Here is a 21175-nt window from a genome sequence, read left to right as displayed (position 1 = left end):
CGATCAGACGGCCGTCTGCACGGCCGCGATGGCGCGCAGGATGGCTTCGCTGGTGGCCGGCGCATCGAGCGGCGGCCGCACCCGGTGCTGGCCCACGCTGGAAATGGCGTCGCGGATGGCGAAGAACACGGAGAACGGCAGCAGCAGCGGCGGTTCGCCCACGGCCTTGGAGCGGTGGATGCTGTCTTCCACGTTGGCGTTGGCGTACAGGCGCACGCGGAAGGCGTCCGGACAGTCGGAGACGGCGGGGATCTTGTAGGTCGACGGCGCATGCGTCATCAGCTTGCCGTCCCCGTTCCACCACAATTCCTCCGTCGTCAGCCAGCCCATGCCCTGGATGAAGGCGCCCTCCACCTGGCCGATGTCGATGGCAGGATTGAGTGAACGGCCCGCGTCGTACAGCACATCGGCCTGCAGCAGCTTCCATTCGCCCGTCAACGTATCGACCACCACTTCGGCCACCGCCGCGCCGTAGGCGAAATAGGAAAACGGGTGGCCCTGCATGGTGACAGGGTCCCAGTGCAGGCCGGGCGTGGCGTAGAAGCCGTCCGACCACAGCTGGACCCGCGCCAGGTAGGCTTGCCGCACCAGTTCCGCGAACGGCACGGCCTGGCCATGCACGTGTACCTGGTTGCCGCAGAAGCGCACGGCGGCGGCCGTGCCGCCATACACGCAGGCGGCCAGCACGGCCAGCCGCTCGCGGATGTGGCGCGCCGCGTCCTGGGCCGCCTTGCCGTTCAGGTCCGCGCCGGTGGAGGCGGCCGTGGCCGAGGTGTTGGCCACCTTGGCCGTGTCGGTGGCCGTCACCCGCACCCGGTCCAGGTCCAGCCCCAGTTCATGCGCCACCACCTGCATCACCTTGGTGTTGATGCCCTGCCCCATCTCCGTGCCGCCGTGGTTGACCAGCACCGAGCCGTCGGCATAGACGTGCACCAGGGCGCCGGCCTGGTTCAAATGGGTGACGTTGAAGGCGATGCCGAACTTGACGGGCGTGAGCGCAATGCCCTTCTTCAGCACGGGACTGCGCTCGTTGAACCGGGCGATGGCGGCCCGGCGCAGCCGGTAGTCGCTGCCCTGCTCCAGGTCGGCCACCAGTTCCGCGATCACGTTGTCGACGATGGGCTGGCCGTAGGGCGTGACGTTACGCTCCGTGATGCCGTAGAAGTTACGGCGCCGTACGTCGAGCGGATCGCAACCGAGGTGGCGGGCAATGTCGTCGATGATGTATTCGATGGCGATGGCGCCCTGCGGTCCGCCAAAGCCGCGGAACGCCGTGTTGGACTGGGTGTTGGTCTTGCCGCAGGCGGCCCGGATCTCCACGTCCGACAGATAGTAGGCATTGTCGAAGTGGCACACGGCGCGCGTGGCGACGGGGCCGGACAGGTCGGCCGAGTAGCCGGCCCGCAGCGTCATGTCCACCCGCGCGGCCAGGATGCGGCCGTCCGCATCGTAGCCGGCCTCGTATTCGTAGTAGAAGCAGTGGCGCTTGCCGGTGACGAGCATGTCGTCGTCGCGGTCGGCGCGCAGCTTGACGGGACGCTGCAGCCGGTGGGCGGCCAGCCCGGCCACGGCCGCCCACAGGGCCGACTGCGATTCCTTGCCGCCGAAACCGCCACCCATGCGCCGGCATTCCACCTGCACCTGGTGCGCCGGCAGGGCCAGCGCGTGGGCCAGCACATGCTGCATCTCGCTCGGGTGCTGGGTCGAGCACAGCACCTGCAGGCACTGGTCTTCACGCGGGATGGCGTAGGCCACCTGGCCTTCCAGGTAGAAGTGCTCCTGGCCGCCCACGAACAGCCGGCCCCGCACCTTGTGCAAGGCCTGGTCCAGCGCCGCCTGGCAGTCGCCCCGCTGCAGCAGCATGGGCGGCAGCACGTGGGCGCGCGCGTCCCTGGCCTGCTGCGGGGTGAAGATGGCGGGCAAATCGGCATAGCCGACGACGGCGCGGCGGGCCGCGCGGCGGGCGTTGTCGTGGGTGTCTGCCACCACGACGAAGATGGGCTGGCCCACGTACAGCACTTCGCCGTCGGCCAGGATGGGATCGTCGTGCAGGATGGGACCGCATTCGTTCACGCCGGGGAAGTCCTGCGCCGTGTAGACGGCCGCCACGCCGGGCGCGGCCAGCACGGGCGCCAGGCCCAGCGCCGTGATGCGGGCGTGGGCCCGCGACGACAGTCCCAGCGCCGCGTGCAGCGTGCCCTGGATTTCCGGCACGTCGTCGGCGTAGGTGGCCTTGCCCAGCACATGCAGGCGGGCCGATTCATGGGGGCTGGGCAGGCCGACGGCGGCCCATGCCGTGACCTGGCGTTCCGTTGCGCCGGCGTAGTTCATGGCGACATCCTTTCAGGCGCGGTGAGCGTGAAAGCGGCTGGCGCCGGCCACGGCCTGTATTGGCGCGGCACCTCGGGAGACTACGCCATCATACGCCCGAATCTGCCCGCCCGGCCGCGCCGGCCGTCAGCCCATGCTGCCGTTACGCCACAAACGGATGGTGCGTGTGCCAGTGTTCGGCGATGTCGATGCGGCGCGTGATCCACACCTGGTCGTGGCTTTGCACGTAGTCGAGGAAGCGCGCCAGCGCGGCGGCCCGGGCCGGACGGCCCACCAGCCGGCAATGCAGGCCGATGGACAGCATCTTCGGCTGGTTCAGGCCATCCGGGTCGCCTTCCGCGTACAGCACGTCGAAGGCATCCTTCAGGTAGTCGAAGAACTGGGTGCCCGAATTGAAGCCCTGCATGGCGGCGAAGCGCATGTCGTTGGTGTCGAGCGTGTAGGGCACGATCAGCTGCGGCGCCACGGCGGCCTGGCCGTTGGCGTCCGTGTAGTCCACCTGCTGCCAGAACGGCAGGTCGTCGCCATAGTGGTCGGCGTCGTAGCGGAAGCCGCCATGCTCGACCACCAGCTTGCGCGTGTTGGGCGAATCGCGGCCCGTGTACCAGCCTTGCGGCGTGGTGCCCGTCAGGTCCTTGATGATGGCCACCGCTTCCTGCATGTGGGCCCGCTCGGTCGCCTCGTCCATGTTCTGGTAGGAGATCCAGCGCAGGCCGTGGCAGGCGATTTCATGGCCCAGCTGCTGGAAGGCGGCCACCGCCTCCGGGTTGCGCTTGAGCGCCATGGCCACGCCGAACACGGTCAGCGGCAGCTTGCGCTCCTCGAACATGCGCAGCAGACGCCACAGGCCGGCCCGCGAGCCGTACTCGTAGATCGATTCCATGCTCAGATGGCGGCTGGGGAAGGCGGCCGCGCCGATGATCTCCGACAGGAACGTTTCCGAGGCCGGGTCGCCGTGCAGCACGTTGTTTTCGCCGCCTTCCTCGTAATTGAGCACGAACTGCAGCGCCACCCGGGCCCGCTTGGGCCAGTTGGCGTGCGGTGGGTTGCGGCCGTAGCCGATCATGTCGCGCGGGTAGTTGTCGTAAGTTGTCATCGTCAGTCAGTCGGAAAGGGGGGGCAATGAAGGATATATGGCGCATCATATATTGCTCCACTTGCGCCGGTATATGATTTGTTGCATAGACAGTTATACCCAAACATATACAAAGGACAGATCATGGGAAAGCTTAGTACGCACGTGCTCGATATCACCGTGGGCAAACCTGGCGCCGGCGTCAAGGTGGCGCTGTATGCCGTCGGGCCGGCCGGCAAGACCTTGCTGAAAACGGATGTCACCAACGCCGACGGCCGCTGCGCGCCCCTGCTGGAAGGCGACACCATGCAGGCCGGCAAATACGAGCTGGTGTTCGATGCGGGCGACTATTTCGCGGCGCAGGGCGTGCAACAACCGTCGCCCCGCTTCATCGACCAGGTAACGCTGGCCTTCGGCATCGCCAGCGTGGAGCAGAATTACCACGTGCCGCTGGTGGTATCGCCATGGGCTTACTCCACCTACCGCGGCAGCTGATTTCCCCCTCCTCCAACGCGCGGTCGCCCGCCTGCCCGTGCGACCTGCGCGCAACGCTAGCAATTTGATAGTCAATATCGGACACGGGCATCCCGGTCGCCCGCGTCGCCGGTAACCGACTTCCGCTCAAGAATGCGCCGATTCCTTGGTGCATAACGGCTAAATCCGTAGCATGATGACGCTTGCGGCCGGGGCCAACCGGCGGCAGCAGGCTTGCATCGGGATAGTCGCGGGCGCCGCCACGCGCCTTCCCCGCCTGCACTGTGCAAGGGCAATCGCGCCGGCTACCAGGGACAACCGAAATCATGCAAGACCACGCCGAAGTCTCCATCGAGCAATTGCGGGTAGGCCTGTACGTCCACCTGGACTTGAAGTGGTTCGAGCATCCGTTCGCCTTCAGCCACTTCAAGATCAAGGATGAGGAGCAGATCCAGGTGCTGCGCGGACTGGGCTTGCGCACGGTGCGCATCAGCCCGGCCCTGAGCGATCCGGGCGCCGCCACGGCGGCGGCCACTGGCGCCGCCGCATCTGCACCTGCACCTGCACCTACATCGGCAACGGCATCGGCACCCGCGCCGGCGCCGGCCGACGCGCCCGCCCTGTCGACCATGCAGCAGGCCAAGCGAGCCATGATGGCACGCATCAACCAGCAGCGCGAGCAGGCCGGCCTTATCGAAAAAGCGTTTCTCGACGCGGCCCGCACCATCCGCACCATCGAAACCAATCTGTTCAGCAACCCGGCCGCCAGCGTGGAAAAGGCCAGCCAGCTGGTGACGCAGATCGTCGATTCCATCCTGTGCGCGCCGGAACTGGCGATCCACGTGATGGGCGACAAGGTGGGCGGCGAGGAACTGTATCTGCACTCGCTCAACGTGACCATGCTGTCGATGATGATCGCGCGCGACATCGAACTGCCGCACGCCGTCATCTCCATGCTGGGCATGGGCGCGCTGCTGCACGACATCGGCCTCAAGAACGTGCCCGACAAGATCATCAACAAGCCCGACGCCCTCACCCGCGCCGAACAGAACGTCTACCAGCTGCACTGCCAGTACGGGGCCGACATGGCCAAGCAGCTGGGCCTGGCACCGGCCGTGGCGGCCATCATCCGCGACCACCACGAGCTGTACGACGGCAGCGGCTATCCGCGTGCGCTCAAGGGCGACGCCATCGGCCTGCTGACCCGCATCGTCTCCATCGCCGACCATTACGACGAACTGTGCAACCCGGCCCACCTGGCGGCCGCCCTCACGCCGCACGACGCCCTGTCGCAGATGTTCGCCCGCCAGCGCGACAAGTTCGATCCCAAGCTGCTGCAGATCTTCATCCGCTGCCTGGGCGTCTACCCGCCCGGCACCGTGGTGCAACTGTCGAACGGCGTGCTGGGCATGGTGGCCACCGTCAACACCAGCAAGCCCATGAAGCCCATCGTCGTCATCTACGATGCGGCCGTGCCCAAGCACGAGGCCATCCTGGTCGACATGGAGCGCGAGTCTAGCCTGAACATCGTCAAGTCGCTCAAGCCGGCCCAGGTGCCGCAGGACGTGCTGCTCTACCTCAGTCCGCGCAAACGGGTCAGCTACTACTTCGACGCCAACACCGGCGGCCAGGGGGCGTCGGCCTCATGAGCAGCCGCAGCCTCCAGCAGCTGATGCTCGACCACAGCCCCCACATGATGCTGCTGGTCGAGCCGCACAGCCTGCGCATCATCGGCGCCAACCGCGGCGTGGCGCTGGCCTTGGGCTATCGCGAGGAACAGCTGGACGGCATGGCCATCACGGAAATCGAAAGCTCGTTACCCGACGTGTTCTACTGGGAGGACGTGCGCAACGGCGTGTACCAGGACATCGAAGCGCAGGAAGGCGAATACCGCTGCGCCGACGCCACCATGCTGACGGTGGCCAAGTCGGTGCGCGTGATCGAGCACGAAGGAGCCCCGCTGCTGCTGGTGCAGGCACGCGACATCCGCCACGAGCGCCAGGTGGAGGACCTGCTGGAACAGACCCTGTCGCAGCTGCGCGCCACGCTCGAATCGACAGGCAACGGCATCCTGGTGCTGGACTGGCAGGGCAAGATCGTCAGCATGAATCGCCTGTTCAGCAATATGTGGGGGGTGCCGGCCGGCTTGCTGGACGCGCGCGACGACGACGCCATCCTCAGCTTCCTGTCGGCCCGGGTGACGCAAAGCGCGTTGTGCCACACGCTGCTGCGCGAAGTGGTGAGCGAAGAAGAAACAGAGGACCTGCTGCAGCTGCTGGACGGGCGCGTGTTCGAATGCCGCTCGCGCCCCCAGTACCTGGGCGAGCGCATCGTCGGCCGGGTGTTCAGCTACACCGACATCACGGAGCGCCAGCGGGCCGAGGTGGCGTTGCGCGAATCGAGAGACCAGCTGGAGGCGCGCGTGCTGAGCCGCACGGCCGACCTGCAACGCGCCAATGCCACGCTGGAGACGGAAAAGGCCCGCCAGCAGGAACTGATCCACAAGCTCAACGAAGCCCAGAACCAGCTGCTGCAGTCGGAAAAGATGGCCTCGATCGGCGTGCTGGCGGCCGGGGTGGCGCACGAGATCAACAACCCCATCAGCTTCGTCAATTCCAACCTGAACGCCTTGCAGCAATATGCGCGCGACATGCTGCGCCTGCTCGACGAATACGAGGCGGGCGAAGCGGCATTGGCGCCCGAACGGCTGGCCACCATCGCCCGCCTCAAGCAGGAAATCGATGCCGACTTCCTGCGCGAAGACCTGGGCAGCCTGCTCGACGAATCGCGCGAGGGGCTGGAGCGGGTGATGCGCATCGTCCAGGACCTGAAGTATTTCTCGCACGTGGACAGCAGCGGGCTGGTAATGGCCAACCTGGAACAGGGGCTGGACAGCACGCTCAACGTGGTGTGGAACGAGATCAAGTACAAGGCCGAGGTGGTCAAGGAATATGGCGGCATCGCCCAGATCACCTGCTTCCCGTCGCAGCTGAACCAAGTGTTCATGAACCTGCTGGTCAACGCCGCCCACGCCATCGAAGACAAGGGCCGCATCACGGTGCGCACCGGCAGCGACGATACCCATGTGTGGGTCGAGATCGAGGACAGCGGCAAGGGCATACCGCCCGAGCACCGCGACCGCATCTTCGAGCCCTTCTTCACCACCAAGCCGGTCGGCAAGGGCACGGGGCTGGGCCTGTCGCTATCGTACGGCATCGTGCAAAAGCATGGCGGCCACATCGAGGTGCACAGCGAGGTGGGCAAAGGCTCCGTGTTCCGGGTGGTGCTGCCGCTGGTGCGGGCCGCGGAGCCGGAGGATGTGGCGACGGTCCAATGATCCGAGACCGTCCTCCCGCACTGCCGTGCCACGTAGCGGAACATGGCCGGAATTGCTAACATTGCCAGCACCAACGTAACGGCAACGCCCCCGCCACGACCACCATGCTCACCACCACTTGCCACTGCGGCGCCGTCCGCATCGCCATTCCGCACGCGCCGGAGACGGTAATCAACTGCAACTGCTCCATTTGCCGCCGGCTCGGCGCCCTGTGGGCCTACTATCCCGTCGGCACCGTCACCATCAGCGGCCACCCGGAGCATACGACCGGCTATGTCTGGGGCGACCGGACGCTGAGCACGGTGCGCTGCCGCCATTGCGGCTGCGTCACCCACTGGGAACCACTGACGGACGAGGCCAAGGACCGGATGGGCGTCAACATCCGCAATTTCGAACCGGAGCAGATCGGCGACGTGCGCATCCGCCGCTTCGACGGCGCCGACAGCTGGACCTATCTCGACGACTGAGCGCCCGGCGCCGCGCACCACCACTGCCGCGGGCTCGCGTTCCCGTCGCACCGGGCCGCCGCCACGGCACTGGTCCGGCACGACACGCCGCGCACGGCGGCTCGCATTCCAGCGCCCGCCAGCCATTTTCCACCCGCAGAAAATACGTATAATCGGGCTGCCGGTTGAGCCGGCAAGTTATGTACGTCTTCAGGGCGGGGTGCAATTCCCCACCGGCGGTAAGGCCGGCGCATCGTTGCGATGTGTCCGGCCAAGCCCGCGAGCGCTTGCCATCGTTTCGTCAGGAACAACGGCAAGGTCAGCAGATCTGGTGCGATGCCAGGGCCGACGGTAACAGTCCGGATGAAAGACGATGTGCCCAACTTGATATGCCTGCTCCCTGCCGTTCGCGGCGGGCGCCGGGCCGCTGTCGCTTGGCCATGCACTTCTCCCCTGAAACGTCTTTTGCAACTTCACTTTGCGGAGCGTTTCTACATGTTCAATACCACCAACCCGACGATAGATCCCAACCATACCGTTGCGCCGCAGGCGCCGTTCGCCCAGCGCCTGCAACGGGCCCTGGCCGACTTGCGGGCCGGCCGCGCCGTACTGCTGATGGACGATTTCGACCGCGAGAACGAGGCCGACCTGATCGTCGCGGCCGAACACCTCAGCGTCGACGCCATGGCCAGGCTGATCCGTGATGGCAGCGGCATCGTCTGCCTGTGCCTCACGGACGAGCGCCTGCGCCAGCTGGACTTGCCGCCCATGGTGGCGCACAACGGCAGCCGCCACGGCACCGCCTTCACCGTCACCATCGAAGCGCGGCACGGCGTGACGACGGGCGTGTCGGCGGCCGACCGCGTGACGACGATACGGGCCGCCATCGCGCCCGGCGCCACGCCGGACGACCTGGCCCGGCCCGGCCACGTGTTCCCGCTGCGGGCCGTGCCAGGTGGCGTGCTGAGCCGACGGGGCCATACGGAAGGGTCGGTCGACCTGATGCGGCTGGCCGGCCTGCAGCCGGCGGCCGTGCTGTGCGAGCTGATGAACCCTGATGGGACGATGAGCAAGGGCACGCAGGTCGCACAGTATGCCGCCACCCACGACCTGGTGCAGCTGACCATCGCCGAACTGGCCGCCTATCTGCAACAGAGGCAATAAAGACGGCGCGCCGGACCGGGGGCGGCGCCATCCGGCTGGTCCTGTCGCCGGCGGGCCGGTCCTGATGCTGTCAGGCCGGGCGCGGCGCCATCAGCAGGCGCAGCGCGATGACGAGGGCGCAGGCGACGGCGATGCTGCCGCCCAGATAGACGGCCCCGATATCGCCGCCGTTGGCCAGCGCACCGGCCAACGGCCCCGTGACGCCGAGCGAGATGTCGAGGAAGGCCACGTAGGCGCCCATCGCCGCGCCGCGGCTTTGCGGCGGCGCCCGCTTGACGGCCTCCACCCCGAAACCGGGAAAGGCCAGCGAATAGCCAAAGCCGGTCAGCGCGGCGCCCACATACACCAGCGGCGGCGCCCCCGCCTGCCAGATGCACAGCTGGCCGGCGATTTCGATCAGCACGCACACCAGGGCCACTTTCGCGCCGCCGATCTGGTCGGGCAAGTAGCCGAACAGCAGGCGCGCGCCGATGAAGGCGGCGCCGAACGCGGTAAAGGCCAGCGCCGGGTTGCCCCACTGGCGCGCCGCGAACAGCAGCGAAATGAAGCCGGTGATGACGCCGAAGCCGACGCTGGACAAGGCCAACCCCATGCCGGGCCACCAGACGGCGCCCAGCACCTTGTAGAACGGCATGCGGCGTGTGCTGGCAGGCACCGGGCCGGCCCTGCCCAGCAACACCAGCATGGCGCACAGCGGCGCCGCCATGCCGGCCACGGCGATGCCTAGCAGACCGTAGCCGCCGTAGATGGCCACGCCGGCCGGCGCGCCGGCCGCGTAGGCGCCGTACATGGCGATGCCGACCCAGGCCATCACCTTGCCCGCGTGTTGCGGACCGACCAGGCCCACACCCCAGCTCAAGGCGCCCGTCACGATCAGGCTCTCGGCGCAGCCGAGCAGCAGGCGGCCGGCCAGCAGCACGCCCACCGACAACGCCGGCTGGCGCAGCAGCGCCAGCGAGACGGCGTAAATGAGGGCGGAAACGGCGGCCAGCGCGAAGCCGGTCACCACGGTGCGCCTGGCGCCGCGCGTATCGGCCATGGCGCCGGCCCAGGCACGGGTCAGCAATGCCGCCACGAACTGTGCGCCGGCCACCACGCCGACCAGCACGGTGCTCAGGCCCAGACGGTCATGCACGTGCAAGGGCAGCACGGGCAACGCCAGGCCGATGGTCATGAAACTGAGCAGCACCGCCGCCACGATGGGCAGGATGCGCGCCAGCACGCTGTGCGCGGCAGGCGGGGCCATGCCGGGCCCGCTGGCCGGGGCCGGGTGGGCAGGTTTTTTTTGCGGAATCATATTGCGTCTTTCGTCGATGGATGGGAAGCGCCGGCCGCCATCGTCAGTAACGGAACGGCCGGCCTCAAAATGCGAGCAATTGCTCACATATAGGCCATATTGTAAAATTAACATCCCGCCACGAAAACTCGCATCCGCCCGCCGCCATGCCCACCATCCCGCAGCCCCGCAAAGCGCCACGCCAGGCCCGTTCCCGGCATACCGTCGACACCATCCTGGAGGCGACGGCTCGCGTTTTCGCCGTCCACGGCTATGCCGGCACCAATACCAACCTGATCGCCGAGCGGGCCGGCATCAGCGTCGGCTCGCTGTACCAGTACTTCGACAACAAGGATGCCCTGATCGCGGCCCTGCACCAGCGCCATGGCGAGCACATGCGGCAAACGGTGGCAACCGTACTGGCGCACGCGGCCGCAACGACGCTCGAAGGACAGATCCAGGCCCTGATACGGGCCCTGCTGGCCGCGCACATGGTCGAACCGGCCCTGCACAAGATGCTGGAACGGGAGTTTCCCTATTTCGACGCGCCACAGGCGGACAACGCGGCCGACCAGGACATCTTCCTGCGGGTGCGGGCGCTGCTCGACGCGTGGCAGGACGCCATCGCGCCGCGCGACCTGGACCTGGCGACCTGGGTCATCCTGCACATCATGGAGTCGATGGTGCATGCGGCCGTGATCGACGCCCCCGGTTATCCGCTGGCCGACATCGAGCACGCCATCGTGGCCGCCGTCATGGGCTACCTGACGTTCGGGCGCGCGCGGCCCGCGTGAGCGCGACGCCGAACCTCCCCTGGCGGCGCCCCCGGCCGCGGGCGCGCACCGGCCCGGACGGGCGCCGCCGCCCCGCCGGCAAGCTCGCGCCATCTGCTGGCAAAACGGGCAAACTTGCATCGATGTCGCCCTTGCCTTAGAATCCAGAACTCTGTGGCCGCCGTGCGGGCCATCCCGTTCTGGCTCCGTGCCGTTGTTGGCCGGCCAGTTTCCCATGCAAGATTCTTTACGGTGACCCTTGGATACCGTGCCGTTCTGGGTGCAACTGCTTGCGCTCGCCCTCCTGATATTGTGCTCGGCCTTCTTCGCGATGGCGGAAACCGCCCTGATGGCGGCCAACCGCCACCGGCTGCGCCATTTGGCCAAGCGCGGCAGCCGCAGCGCCATCACCACCCTGTGGCTGCTCGACCGCACCGACAAGCTGCTGTCGCTGGTGCTGATCGCCAACACCCTGATCAACGCCATGGCCACGGCGCTGGTGACGGCGATCGCCATCGACACCTTCGGCCATGACGACAACGTGATCACCATCTCCACCAGCGTGGTGGCGTTCCTGCTGATCGTGTTCGCGGAAATCTCGCCCAAGGTGATCGGCGCCACCTATCCGGAAAAGATCGCACTGCCCACCAGCATGGTGCTCAAGCCGCTGATGGCCGTGGCCAAGCCCCTGATCTGGTTCGTCAACCTGTTCGTCAACCTGGTGCTCAAGCCGCTGCGCATCAAGGATGGCACCCACCAGCACGACGCCCGCCTGTCGCCCGAGGAGCTGCGCTCCATCGTGCTCGAAGGGGGCAACTTCATCCCGCAAAAGCACAAGAGCATCCTGCTCAACCTGTTCGACCTGGAAACCATCTCGGTCGAGGACATCATGACGCCGCGCTCGCAGATCGAGGCGCTGGACCTGGCCTTGCCGGTGGACGAGATCAAGCACGAGCTGACCACCTGCTACCACAACAAGCTGCCCGTCTACGAGGGCGAGATCAACCAGATCGTCGGCATCCTGCACGTGCGCAAGGCCGTGGCCCTGCTCAACCAGGAGGAAGAGTTGACCGTGGAGCACTTCCGCGCCCTGCTGACGACGCCCTACTTCATTCCCCAGGACACGGGCGTGTTCACCCAGCTGCAATACTTCCAGGAAAACCGCGAGCGGCTGGGCATCATCGTCGACGAGTACGGCGAAGTGCAGGGCCTGGTCACGCTGGACGACATCATCGAGGAAATGATAGGCGAGTTCACCACCTCCATGCCGGGCGCGGCCCGGGCCGACAGCTTCGGCTGGAACGAGCAGGGCGAATGCCTGCTCGAAGGGGCCACGGCATTGCGTGACATTAATAAGCGTCTGGGATTAAACTTCCCCCTGGACGGGCCGAAAACCCTGAATGGGATGATGCTGGAATTGTTGCAGGAAATTCCGGAAGCGCCCATCAGCGTCAAGATCGGCCAGTGCGTGATCGAGGTGGTGCAAGTGCAGCACCAGTCGATCAAAGTGGTGAAATTGATACGGCCGGGCAGCAAGCGCGCTTCCTGAGCAGATTCGCGGCAACCCCGCCGTTGCTGGCGTCCTGCCGCGCGGGGCGCACGGGTGCCGGTTGTGCGGAGACACATTGTTGCCGCACGGCAACGAATTGCTTTACAAACTTGATTCCTAAGGGCATTATCCGATGGCTAGTCGCGCGGCAGGCCACTGCTGTCCGCTCCACTTTCCCGATTGATTTCCTCACAGCGCGCTCCTATGGCAGCAGTCCTCCCCAACACGGCGCCCACGCCCCCCTTGCCGGGGCTGGCGCGGGCTTTGATGCAAGCCGGACGCCTGAACGCCCAGCAGGCGGAGGCGCTGCAAAAGAAGGCGGCCAACGACAAGCTGCCCTTCATCGACACGCTGCTGGCCAGCGGCACCATCGACGCCGCCGCACTGGCCACATTTTGCTCGGAAACCTATGCCTACCCCCAGGTCGACCTGGCCAGCCTGAACCTGGACGTGCTGCCGCCCAAGAGCATAGACAGCAAACTGATGTACGGCCAGCGCGTGCTGGCCCTGGCCAAGCGCGGCAACAAGATGTCGGTCGCCATTTCGGACCCGACCAACCTGCAGGCCCTGGACCAGATCAAGTTCCAGACCGAATCGACGGTCGAACCGGTGATCGTGGCCCACGACGCCCTGCTCAAGCTGCTGGCCGCGCTCAGCAAGAGCACCGAACAGAGCATCAACGACATGGTGGGCGAGGAACAGGATATCCAGTTCGCCGAGGACGACAGTCCCGTCACCACGGCCGCGGCCGACCAGGCCGCCAGCGAAGTGGAAGACGCGCCCATCGTGCGCTTCCTCAACAAGATGCTGATGGACGCCGTCAACATGGGCGCCTCCGACCTGCATTTCGAACCGTTCGAAAAGTTCTACCGGATCCGCTTCCGGGTCGACGGCGTGCTGATCGAGCACGCCCAGCCGCCCATTTCGATCAAGGAAAAGCTGGTATCGCGCATCAAGGTGCTGGCCAAGCTCGACATATCGGAAAAGCGCGTCCCGCAGGATGGCCGCATGCGCCTGATCGTGTCGCCCACCAAGACCATCGACCTGCGCATCTCGACCCTGCCCACGCTGTTCGGCGAGAAGACGGTGATGCGTATCCTGGACGCCACCCAGGCCCAGATGGGCATCGACGCCCTCGGCTACGACCCGGACCAGAAGGCCCTGCTGCTTGACGCCATCCACCGTCCCTACGGCATGGTGCTGGTGACGGGGCCGACCGGCTCGGGCAAGACGGTCTCGCTGTACACCTGTCTGAACGTGATCAACAAGCCCGGCATCAACATCTCGACGGCCGAAGACCCGGCCGAGATCAACCTGCCCGGTGTGAACCAGGTCAACGTCAACGACAAGGCCGGCCTGACCTTCCCGGTGGCCCTCAAGTCGTTCCTGCGGCAAGACCCGGACATCATCATGGTGGGCGAGATCCGCGACCTGGAGACGGCCGACATCGCCATCAAGGCGGCCCAGACCGGCCACATGGTGTTCTCCACCCTGCACACCAACGACGCCCCGTCGACCCTGACGCGGCTGATGAACATGGGGGTGGCGCCGTTCAACATCGCCTCGTCCGTGATCCTGATCACGGCCCAGCGCCTGGCGCGCCGGCTGTGCACCTGCAAGCAGCCGGTCGACATTTCCGACGAACTGCTCATCAAGGCCGGCTTCGGGCCCGAGGAGCTCGATGGCAGCTGGAAGCCGTACGGCCCGGTCGGCTGCGAACGATGCAACGGCGGCGGCTACAAGGGCCGGGTCGGCATCTACCAGATCATGCCGATCTCGCCGGCCATCGAAGCGTTGATCCTGGCCAGCGGCAACGCCATGCAAATTGCGGCCCAGTCCGAGGCCGAGGGCGTCAAATCGCTGCGCCAGTCGGGCCTGGTCAAGGTCAAGAACGGCCTGACCAGCCTGGAAGAAGTCCTCGGCTGCACCAACGAATAGGAAAGTGACCATGGCCACATCGAGCGGTACCCCGATCAAGGAATCCGTCTTTGCCTGGGAGGGCAAGGACAAGACCGGCAAGACCGTGCGCGGCGAACTGCGCGCCGGCGGCGAGGCCGTCGTCAACGTGACGCTGCGCCGCCAGGGCATCATGGTGACCAAGGTCAAGAAAAAGGTCTACCGCAGCGGCAAGAAAGTGACGGACAAGGACATTTCCCTGTTCACGCGCCAGCTGGCCACCATGATGAAGGCCGGCGTGCCCCTGCTGCAATCGTTCGACATCGTCGGCAAGGGCCACAGCAACCCGTCCGTGTCCAAGCTGGTGCTGGACTTGCGGGCCGACATCGAGACCGGTACCAGCCTGAACCAGGCGTTCCGCAAGTTCCCCCTGTATTTCGACCCCCTGTTCTGCAACCTGGTGGGGGCCGGCGAACAGGCCGGTATCCTGGAAGACCTGCTGACCCGGCTGGCGATCTACAAGGAAAAGACGCTGGCCATGAAGGCCAAGATCAAGTCGGCCCTGATGTATCCGGTCTCCATCCTGGCCGTGGCCTTCATCGTCACGGCCGTCATCATGATCTGGGTGGTGCCGGCCTTCAAGGAAGTGTTCAAGAGCTTTGGCGCCGACCTGCCGGCCCCCACCCTGGCCGTGATGGCGATCTCGGAATTTTTCGTCAAGTGGTGGTACGTGATCTTCGGCGGCCTGTTCGGCGGCATCTATTTCTTCTTCCGGGCCTGGCAGCGCTCGCTCAAGGTGCAGCGCTTCATGGACGTGGCCCTGCTCAAGGCGCCCATCTTCGGCGACGTGATCCGCAAGGCCACCATCGCCCGCTGGACCCGCACCCTGGCCACCATGTTCGCGGCCGGCGTGCCGCTGGTCGAGTCGCTCGACTCGGTGGGCGGGGCGGCCGGCAACGCCGTCTACCTGGACGCCACGCGCCGCATCCAGAGCGAAGTGAGCACCGGCACCAGCCTGACGGTAGCCATGCAGAACGCCGACGTGTTCCCCAACATGGTGACGCAGATGGTGGCCATCGGCGAGGAATCCGGTTCGCTCGACGCCATGCTGGGCAAGGTGGCCGATTTCTACGAGGAAGAAGTGGACGACGCCGTCGCTTCCCTGTCGAGCCTGATGGAACCGCTGATCATGGTGATCCTGGGCGTGATCATCGGCGGCCTGGTGATCGCCATGTACCTGCCCATCTTCAAGCTCGGCTCCGTGGTGTAACGCCGGGGGGGGCCGCGCGCCGGCCCCCGCCACTCAAAAAGCGCCGCAACGGCGCACCGGAATGCTTTAAACTCGACCCGTGACAATAACGACGCCCCCAGGGCGCATCACTCCATGCTGCAATCTACCCTGTTCTTCGCTGCGCCTTTCGACCTCCCCATCAGCCTGATCGCCGGCCTGTTCGGTCTCATGTTCGGCAGTTTCCTCAACGTCGTCATCTACCGCCTGCCGAAAATGATGCAGCGCGAGTCCGACAACTACGTGGCCACGGAAAGCGGCAAGGAGCCGCCCCACACGGACCGCTACAGCCTGGTCGTGCCCCGGTCGGCCTGCCCCCACTGCGGACACCAGATCACGGCCATGGAAAACGTGCCCGTGCTCAGTTACCTGGTGCAGGGCGGCAAGTGCCGGGCCTGCAAGGCGCCCATCTCGGCCCGCTATCCGGCCGTGGAATTGCTGACGGGCGCGCTGGCGGCCCTCATGGTGTGGCACTTCGGCAGCGGTTGGGCCGGGCTGGCGGCGATCGGCTTCGTGTGCGCGCTGGTGGCCATGACCTTCATCGACTACGACACCCAGATGCTGCCGGACGACCTCACGCTGCCCCTGCTGTGGGCCGGTTTGCTGCTCAACATCAACGCCACTTTCGTGCCGCTGCAGGACGCCGTGATCGGCGCCGCGGCCGGCTACCTGGCCCTGTGGTCGATCTACTGGCTGTTCAAGCTGGCCACGGGCAAGGAGGGCATGGGCTACGGCGACTTCAAGCTGCTGGCCGCGCTGGGCGCGTGGATGGGCTGGGCCATCCTGCCGGCCATCATCCTGCTGTCGTCCGTGGTGGGGGCCGTGGTCGGCATCTGCCTGATCGTGTTCGCTCGCCACGGCCGCCACAACCCCATCCCGTTCGGCCCCTACCTGGCCGCCGCCGGCCTGATCGCCCTGCTGTACGGCAAGCAACTGTCGGGCTTCACGTCCGGCCTGCTGGGCTGACATGGGCGGGCAGCCACGTTTCACGGTGGGCCTGACGGGCGGCATCGGCAGCGGCAAGAGCACGGTGGCCGACCTGTTCGCCGCGCGCGGCGTGTCCGTGATCGACACCGACCAGATCGCCCACCGGCTGACGGCGCCGGACGGCGCGGCCATGCCGGCCATCGTGGCCGCGTTCGGGCCCGCGTTCGCCGACGCCGCCGGCGCCCTGGACCGGACCCGCATGCGCCAGCTGGTGTTCGCCGACGCGGGCGCCAAGGCCAGGCTGGAAGCGATTTTGCACCCCCGCATCCGGGCCGAGACGGAGGCGGCCACGGCCGCCGCCACCGGCTGCTATGTGATGCTGGCCATCCCCCTGCTGGTGGAATCGGGCACATGGCGTGCGCGAGTGTCGCGCGTGCTTGCGGTAGACTGCGCGGAATCGGTACAGATCGCCCGGGTGATGGCGCGCAACCACTTGCCAGAAGCGCAAGTGCGGGCCATCATGGCGGCACAGGCCACGCGCCAGGCCCGGCTGGCCGCGGCCGACGACGTGATCGTCAACGACGCCGGGCTGGACGCGCTGGCGCCCCAAATCGAGCGTCTGCACCAGTTATATCTGGCATTTTCGGACAGAACGGCGTCAAACCCCGCACAACGTTTGTAATTTTGCTTCGCTTGCTTCAAAATCACGGGATTACCAGCGGGTCCACACATAAAGGGATGTTATTTTGATCGTCTACGAATATCCTTTCAACGAGCGCATACGTACGTTGTTGCGGTTGGAGGACCTGTACGAGAAATTCAAGTTCTTTGTACATCAAGAACATCCGATGCAGCACCATGTCGCCCTGGCCACCATCTTCGACATGCTGGAAGTGGCCGGACGGGCCGACCTCAAATCCGATTTACTGCAAGAGCTGGAACGCCAGCGCCAGAGCCTGCTGGGCTACCGCATGAACCCCAACGTCCAGGCCGAGACGCTGGACGCCATCCTGGGCGAACTGGACACCGTCAGCAGCGCGCTGGTGGCGGCCCAGGGCAAGACGGGCCAGAACGTGCGCGACAACGAATGGCTGATGTCGATCCGGGGCCGCACCATCATCCCCGGCGGCGCCTGCGAGTTCGACTTGCCGTCCTACTATGCGTGGCAGCAGCGCAGCGCCGAACAGCGCTTCAACGACATCGCCAACTGGTTCGCCCCGCTGGCGCCCCTGTTCGACGCGCTGGCCCTGGTGCTGCGCCTGCTGCGCGACTCGGGCGGCCCGGTCAAGATGATCGCCGTCGGCGGCAGCTACCAGCAAATGCTGCAAGGCAAGGTGTACCAGATGCTGCGCCTGACGCTCGATGAAACGCTGGGCGCCATCCCCGAAATTTCAGCCAACAAATACATGCTGTGGGTACGCTTTACCACCCAGGGCGGCGACCTCAAGCCCAAGCCGCTGGAAGACGATGTCCCCTTCGAGCTCACGCTCTGTAACTTTTGAAGTGAATGCCATGACCGTAGTCGATTGCCCCACCTGCTCCGCCAAAGTGGAGTGGAAGCCGGAAAACAAATACCGCCCGTTCTGCTCGGAACGCTGCAAACAGATCGACCTGGGCGCCTGGGCCGAAGAAAAATACGCCATCCCCGCCGCGCCGCCTGTCGATCCGCTGGACGAGGAATAAACTGCGCGCCCAGCGTCAGCCTGAGTCTCAGGCTCAGGCTCAGTCTCAGCCGTAACGCACCTGCTCCAGCCACTCCAGCAACGGTATGGTGGCCGGCAACAGCGGTTCCACTCCCACTGTCCCCTGCCAGGCAAAGGCCTGGCCTTCCAGCCCTTGCGGCTCGCCTTCCCAGTCGCGGCTGATGAAGAAATGCAGCCGCACGTGGGCGTGCGGATAGACGTGCTCGATGCCGCACCACTCCTGCGCGCTGCGGATGGTCAAGCCCAATTCCTCGACGAATTCGCGCTTGAGCGCCTCCAGCACCGTCTCGCCCGGATCGACTTTGCCGCCGGGGAATTCCCAGTAGCCGTCGTAAGGTTTGCCCACCGGACGCTGGCCCAGCAGCACGTCGCCGTTGGGCTGGATCAGGATGCCGACGGCCACGTCGATGGGGCGCGCTGCCACGCCGCTCATGCCGCCCCATCCTGCGGCAGCTTGCCCGCGTAATCCTTGGCGAACTGCCAGGCCACCCGGCCCGAGCGGGAACCCCGTTGCAGGGCCCAGCGCAGCGCGTCGGCGCGGGCGGCCGCGATGTGGGCCGCGTCGCAGCCGAAGGAGCCCAGCCAGTGGGCCACGATGTCGAGGTAGTCGTCCTGCTTGAACGGGTAGAACGACAGCCACAGGCCGAAGCGCTCGGACAGCGAGATCTTTTCCTCCACCGTCTCGCCCGGATGCAGATCGCCATCCTCGTCATGCTGGTAGCTGGCGTTGTCGGACATGCGCTCGGGCATCAGGTGGCGCCGGTTGGAGGTGGCGTAGATCAGCACGTTGTCGGACTGGGCCGCCACGCTGCCGTCCAGCGCCACCTTGAGCGCCTTGTAGCCGCTCTCGCCTTCCTCGAACGACAGGTCGTCGCAGAAGATGATGAAACGCTCGGGCCGGCCCGCCACCAGGTCGACGATGTCGGGCAGCTCGGCCAAGTCGGCCTTGTCCACTTCGATCAGGCGCAGGCCGTCGGCGGCGAACTGGTTCAGGCATGCCTTGATCAGCGACGACTTGCCGGTGCCGCGCGCGCCCGTCAGCAGCACGTTGTTGGCCGGACGGCCGGCCACGAACTGGCGCGTGTTCTGTTCGATCTGGGCCTTTTGCGGACCGATGTTGTGCAGGTCGGTCAGGGCGATGGACGAGGCGTGGGCCACGGCTTGCAGGTAGCTGGCGCCGCTGTGGTGGCGGCGCCAGCGGTAGGCATAGCCGAGCCGCCAGTCCGGCTGGCGCGGCGCTTGCGGCAGGATCGCTTCCACCCGCTGCAGCAGCGCCTCGGCCCGCACCAGGAACTGTTCCAGGGGCGTACTCATGTCAGGAACGGTAGTCGGCGTTGATGGTCACGTACTCATGCGACAGGTCGCAGGTGTAGACGGTGGCGGCGGCCGTGCCGCGCGCCAGCTTGACGCGCACCGTGATCTCGCTTTGCGCCATCACGCGCTGGCCATCCTCTTCCTTGTAGTCGGGATTGCGGCCGCCGTCCTTGGCCACCCACACGTCGTCCAGGTACAGGTTCAGGCGGCTCACGTCCAGGTCGTCCACGCCGGCGTAGCCGATGGCGGCCAGGATGCGGCCCAGGTTGGGGTCGGAGGCGAAGAAGGCCGTCTTGACCAGCGGCGAATGGCCGATCGAGTAGGCGATCTTGCGGCATTCGGCCACGTCCTTGCCGTCCTCCACCGTGACGGTGATGAACTTGGTGGCGCCTTCGCCGTCGCGCACGATGGCCTGGGCCAGGAACAGGGCCAGTTCCGTCACGGCCGCGGCCAGGGCGGCGTATTCGGGGCTGTCTACGGACGTCACTTCCAGCGTGCCGGCGCCGGTGGCGATCAGCATGAAGGCGTCGTTGGTCGAGGTGTCGCCGTCGATGGTGATGCAGTTGAAGCTGCGGTCGGCCACCTGCTTGACCAGCACGTCCAGCACGGGCTGGGCCACCTTGGCGTCCAGCGCCAGGAAGCCGAGCATGGTGGCCATGTTGGGCTTGATCATGCCGGCGCCCTTGCTGATGCCCGTCAGCGTGACGCTGTGGCCGGCGATGGTGACGCGGCGCGAAGCGGCCTTGGGCTGGGTGTCGGTGGTCATGATGGCTTCGGCCGCGTTAAACCAGTTGTCGGCCTGCAGGCCGGCCACCGCTTGCGGCAGGCCGGCCACGATCTTGGCGACTGGCAGCTGCTCGAGAATGACGCCGGTCGAGAATGGCAGGATCTGCTGGGCTTCGCAGCCGAGCAGGCCGGCCAGGGCGGCGCAGCTGGCGTTGGCGGCGGCCAGGCCGGCCTCGCCCGTGCCGGCGTTGGCGTTGCCCGTGTTGACCACCAGCGCGCGGATAGCCTTGCCGCCGGCCTGCACGGCCGCCAGGTGGGCCTTGGCCACCTGCACCGGCGCGGCGCAGAAGCGGTTCAGCGTGAACACCCCGGCCACCGTGGCGCCCGGCGCCACCTGCAACACCAGCACATCCTTGCGGTTCGGCTTCTTGATGCCGGCTTCGGCATAGCCGATGGCGACGCCGGCGACGGGCTGGAGGTCTGCTGCATGGGGCTTGGGGGAGTTGACGGCCATAGTATGTTCTCGTGCTAGGGATGGAAGGGAAAAAGGTAGCCGCTATTGTAATGCCTGGCGCGGGAAAGGGTACGGCCGGCGGGCAGGGCCGGCGTGCGCCGGGCCGGCAGGCAAGCACCAAAAGTTACAGACCGACAGCCGGCGGTTGGTGGTTGCGGCGATCACCGGCCCAGACCAGCAATGCTGTCAAAAAGACATTCAATAACAATAACTTATCGGATTGATATCGCTACCATTGTTGCGTTTTGGTCGCAAAACTACATTAATATTAGAACACTCGTTCTATTTCCTTTCCCGGCAATAGATGCCACCTGGAAATTCGTCTAAGGTGACGGCAGTGCGCCAAACGGGCGTGCCAAACAGACAGGCGTGCTGCGCCAAC

General features: G+C 66.1%; 19 protein-coding genes and 1 riboswitch. Of the genes, 13 read left to right on the top strand and 6 right to left on the bottom strand.

The window, feature by feature from the left end; translation table 11 throughout:
• Positions 1 to 3: 3 nt before the first annotated feature.
• Together xdhB and puuE are read right to left on the bottom strand one after the other, a co-directional pair.
• Complete coding sequence (gene xdhB / locus AC3WOS_RS10905; protein ID WP_492715960.1) at positions 4 to 2331, bottom strand: xanthine dehydrogenase molybdopterin binding subunit; 2328 nt, start codon at positions 2329 to 2331, stop codon at positions 4 to 6.
• 142 nt (positions 2332 to 2473) lie between these two features.
• The gene (gene puuE / locus AC3WOS_RS10900; RefSeq protein ID WP_492715959.1) at positions 2474 to 3427 is read right to left on the bottom strand and encodes an allantoinase PuuE; all 954 of its coding nucleotides are present in this window, start codon (positions 3425 to 3427) and stop codon (positions 2474 to 2476) included.
• 123 nt (positions 3428 to 3550) lie between these two features.
• Here puuE and uraH point away from each other — a divergent pair, with 123 nt between their 5' ends.
• The 5 genes from uraH to ribB all read left to right on the top strand — a co-directional run bounded on the left by uraH (position 3551) and on the right by ribB (position 8827).
• Positions 3551 to 3901 carry a hydroxyisourate hydrolase gene (uraH, locus tag AC3WOS_RS10895; protein ID WP_492715958.1) on the top strand — a complete coding sequence of 117 codons (351 nt, stop codon included), beginning with the start codon at positions 3551 to 3553 and terminating at the stop codon, positions 3899 to 3901.
• Positions 3902 to 4206: 305 nt separating this feature from the next.
• Positions 4207 to 5529: an HD-GYP domain-containing protein gene (locus AC3WOS_RS10890; RefSeq protein ID WP_492715957.1), complete on the top strand. Its 1323-nt coding sequence runs from the start codon at positions 4207 to 4209 to the stop codon at positions 5527 to 5529.
• On the top strand, positions 5526 to 7217 hold the full coding sequence (locus AC3WOS_RS10885) for an ATP-binding protein (RefSeq protein WP_492715956.1): 1692 nt from the start codon (positions 5526 to 5528) through the stop codon (positions 7215 to 7217). The genes AC3WOS_RS10890 and AC3WOS_RS10885 overlap by 4 nt, the downstream gene beginning before the upstream one ends.
• Positions 7218 to 7321: 104 nt before the next feature.
• Positions 7322 to 7684, top strand: a complete 363-nt coding sequence (locus tag AC3WOS_RS10880) for a GFA family protein (RefSeq protein ID WP_492715955.1) — start codon at positions 7322 to 7324, stop codon at positions 7682 to 7684.
• A gap of 181 nt (positions 7685 to 7865) precedes the next feature.
• A riboswitch (FMN riboswitch) is annotated at positions 7866 to 8042 on the top strand.
• A 116-nt stretch (positions 8043 to 8158) separates the two neighbouring features.
• The gene (gene ribB, locus AC3WOS_RS10875; protein WP_492715954.1) at positions 8159 to 8827 is read left to right on the top strand and encodes a 3,4-dihydroxy-2-butanone-4-phosphate synthase; all 669 of its coding nucleotides are present in this window, start codon (positions 8159 to 8161) and stop codon (positions 8825 to 8827) included.
• A gap of 70 nt (positions 8828 to 8897) precedes the next feature.
• Here the strand turns inward: ribB and AC3WOS_RS10870 are convergent, their stop codons facing one another.
• Complete coding sequence (locus AC3WOS_RS10870) at positions 8898 to 10124, bottom strand: arabinose transporter (protein WP_492715953.1); 1227 nt, start codon at positions 10122 to 10124, stop codon at positions 8898 to 8900.
• 146 nt (positions 10125 to 10270) lie between these two features.
• On the opposite strand from AC3WOS_RS10870, the gene AC3WOS_RS10865 reads away from it, so the two are divergent.
• The 8 genes from AC3WOS_RS10865 (at position 10271) to AC3WOS_RS10830 (ending at position 18219) form a co-directional block, all read left to right on the top strand.
• A complete protein-coding gene (locus tag AC3WOS_RS10865) occupies positions 10271 to 10897 on the top strand; it encodes a TetR/AcrR family transcriptional regulator (protein ID WP_492715952.1) in 627 nt (208 codons plus the stop codon).
• Between the two features lie 238 nt (positions 10898 to 11135).
• Entirely contained in the window at positions 11136 to 12425 is a 1290-nt protein-coding gene (locus AC3WOS_RS10860; RefSeq protein WP_492715951.1) for an HlyC/CorC family transporter, read from the top strand.
• Positions 12426 to 12629: 204 nt separating this feature from the next.
• Positions 12630 to 14363, top strand: a complete 1734-nt coding sequence (gene pilB / locus AC3WOS_RS10855) for a type IV-A pilus assembly ATPase PilB (RefSeq protein WP_492715950.1) — start codon at positions 12630 to 12632, stop codon at positions 14361 to 14363.
• A gap of 10 nt (positions 14364 to 14373) precedes the next feature.
• Positions 14374 to 15591, top strand: a complete 1218-nt coding sequence (locus tag AC3WOS_RS10850; RefSeq protein ID WP_492715949.1) for a type II secretion system F family protein — start codon at positions 14374 to 14376, stop codon at positions 15589 to 15591.
• A gap of 114 nt (positions 15592 to 15705) precedes the next feature.
• Complete coding sequence (locus AC3WOS_RS10845; protein ID WP_492715948.1) at positions 15706 to 16575, top strand: prepilin peptidase; 870 nt, start codon at positions 15706 to 15708, stop codon at positions 16573 to 16575.
• Position 16576: 1 nt separating this feature from the next.
• Positions 16577 to 17218: a dephospho-CoA kinase gene (gene coaE / locus AC3WOS_RS10840; RefSeq protein WP_492715947.1), complete on the top strand. Its 642-nt coding sequence runs from the start codon at positions 16577 to 16579 to the stop codon at positions 17216 to 17218.
• A gap of 64 nt (positions 17219 to 17282) precedes the next feature.
• Positions 17283 to 18038 carry a cell division protein ZapD gene (zapD, locus tag AC3WOS_RS10835; RefSeq protein ID WP_492715946.1) on the top strand — a complete coding sequence of 252 codons (756 nt, stop codon included), beginning with the start codon at positions 17283 to 17285 and terminating at the stop codon, positions 18036 to 18038.
• A gap of 10 nt (positions 18039 to 18048) precedes the next feature.
• Entirely contained in the window at positions 18049 to 18219 is a 171-nt protein-coding gene (locus AC3WOS_RS10830; RefSeq protein ID WP_492715945.1) for a DNA gyrase inhibitor YacG, read from the top strand.
• A 45-nt stretch (positions 18220 to 18264) separates the two neighbouring features.
• Here AC3WOS_RS10830 and AC3WOS_RS10825 read toward each other — a convergent pair whose 3' ends face one another.
• From AC3WOS_RS10825 to argJ, 3 genes are read right to left on the bottom strand one after another with little or no spacing between them, the layout of a single operon-like run.
• Positions 18265 to 18672, bottom strand: a complete 408-nt coding sequence (locus AC3WOS_RS10825) for an NUDIX domain-containing protein (protein WP_492715943.1) — start codon at positions 18670 to 18672, stop codon at positions 18265 to 18267.
• A complete protein-coding gene (locus AC3WOS_RS10820) occupies positions 18669 to 19553 on the bottom strand; it encodes an ATP-binding protein (RefSeq protein ID WP_492715942.1) in 885 nt (294 codons plus the stop codon). Before AC3WOS_RS10820 ends, AC3WOS_RS10825 begins: the two co-directional genes overlap by 4 nt.
• 1 nt (position 19554) lies before the next feature.
• Positions 19555 to 20793: a bifunctional glutamate N-acetyltransferase/amino-acid acetyltransferase ArgJ gene (gene argJ, locus AC3WOS_RS10815; RefSeq protein WP_492715941.1), complete on the bottom strand. Its 1239-nt coding sequence runs from the start codon at positions 20791 to 20793 to the stop codon at positions 19555 to 19557.
• Positions 20794 to 21175 lie beyond the last annotated feature (382 nt).

The organism is Rugamonas sp. FW305-51, assembly GCF_058786935.1.
This window is presented reverse-complemented; position numbering and strand designations above follow the sequence as displayed.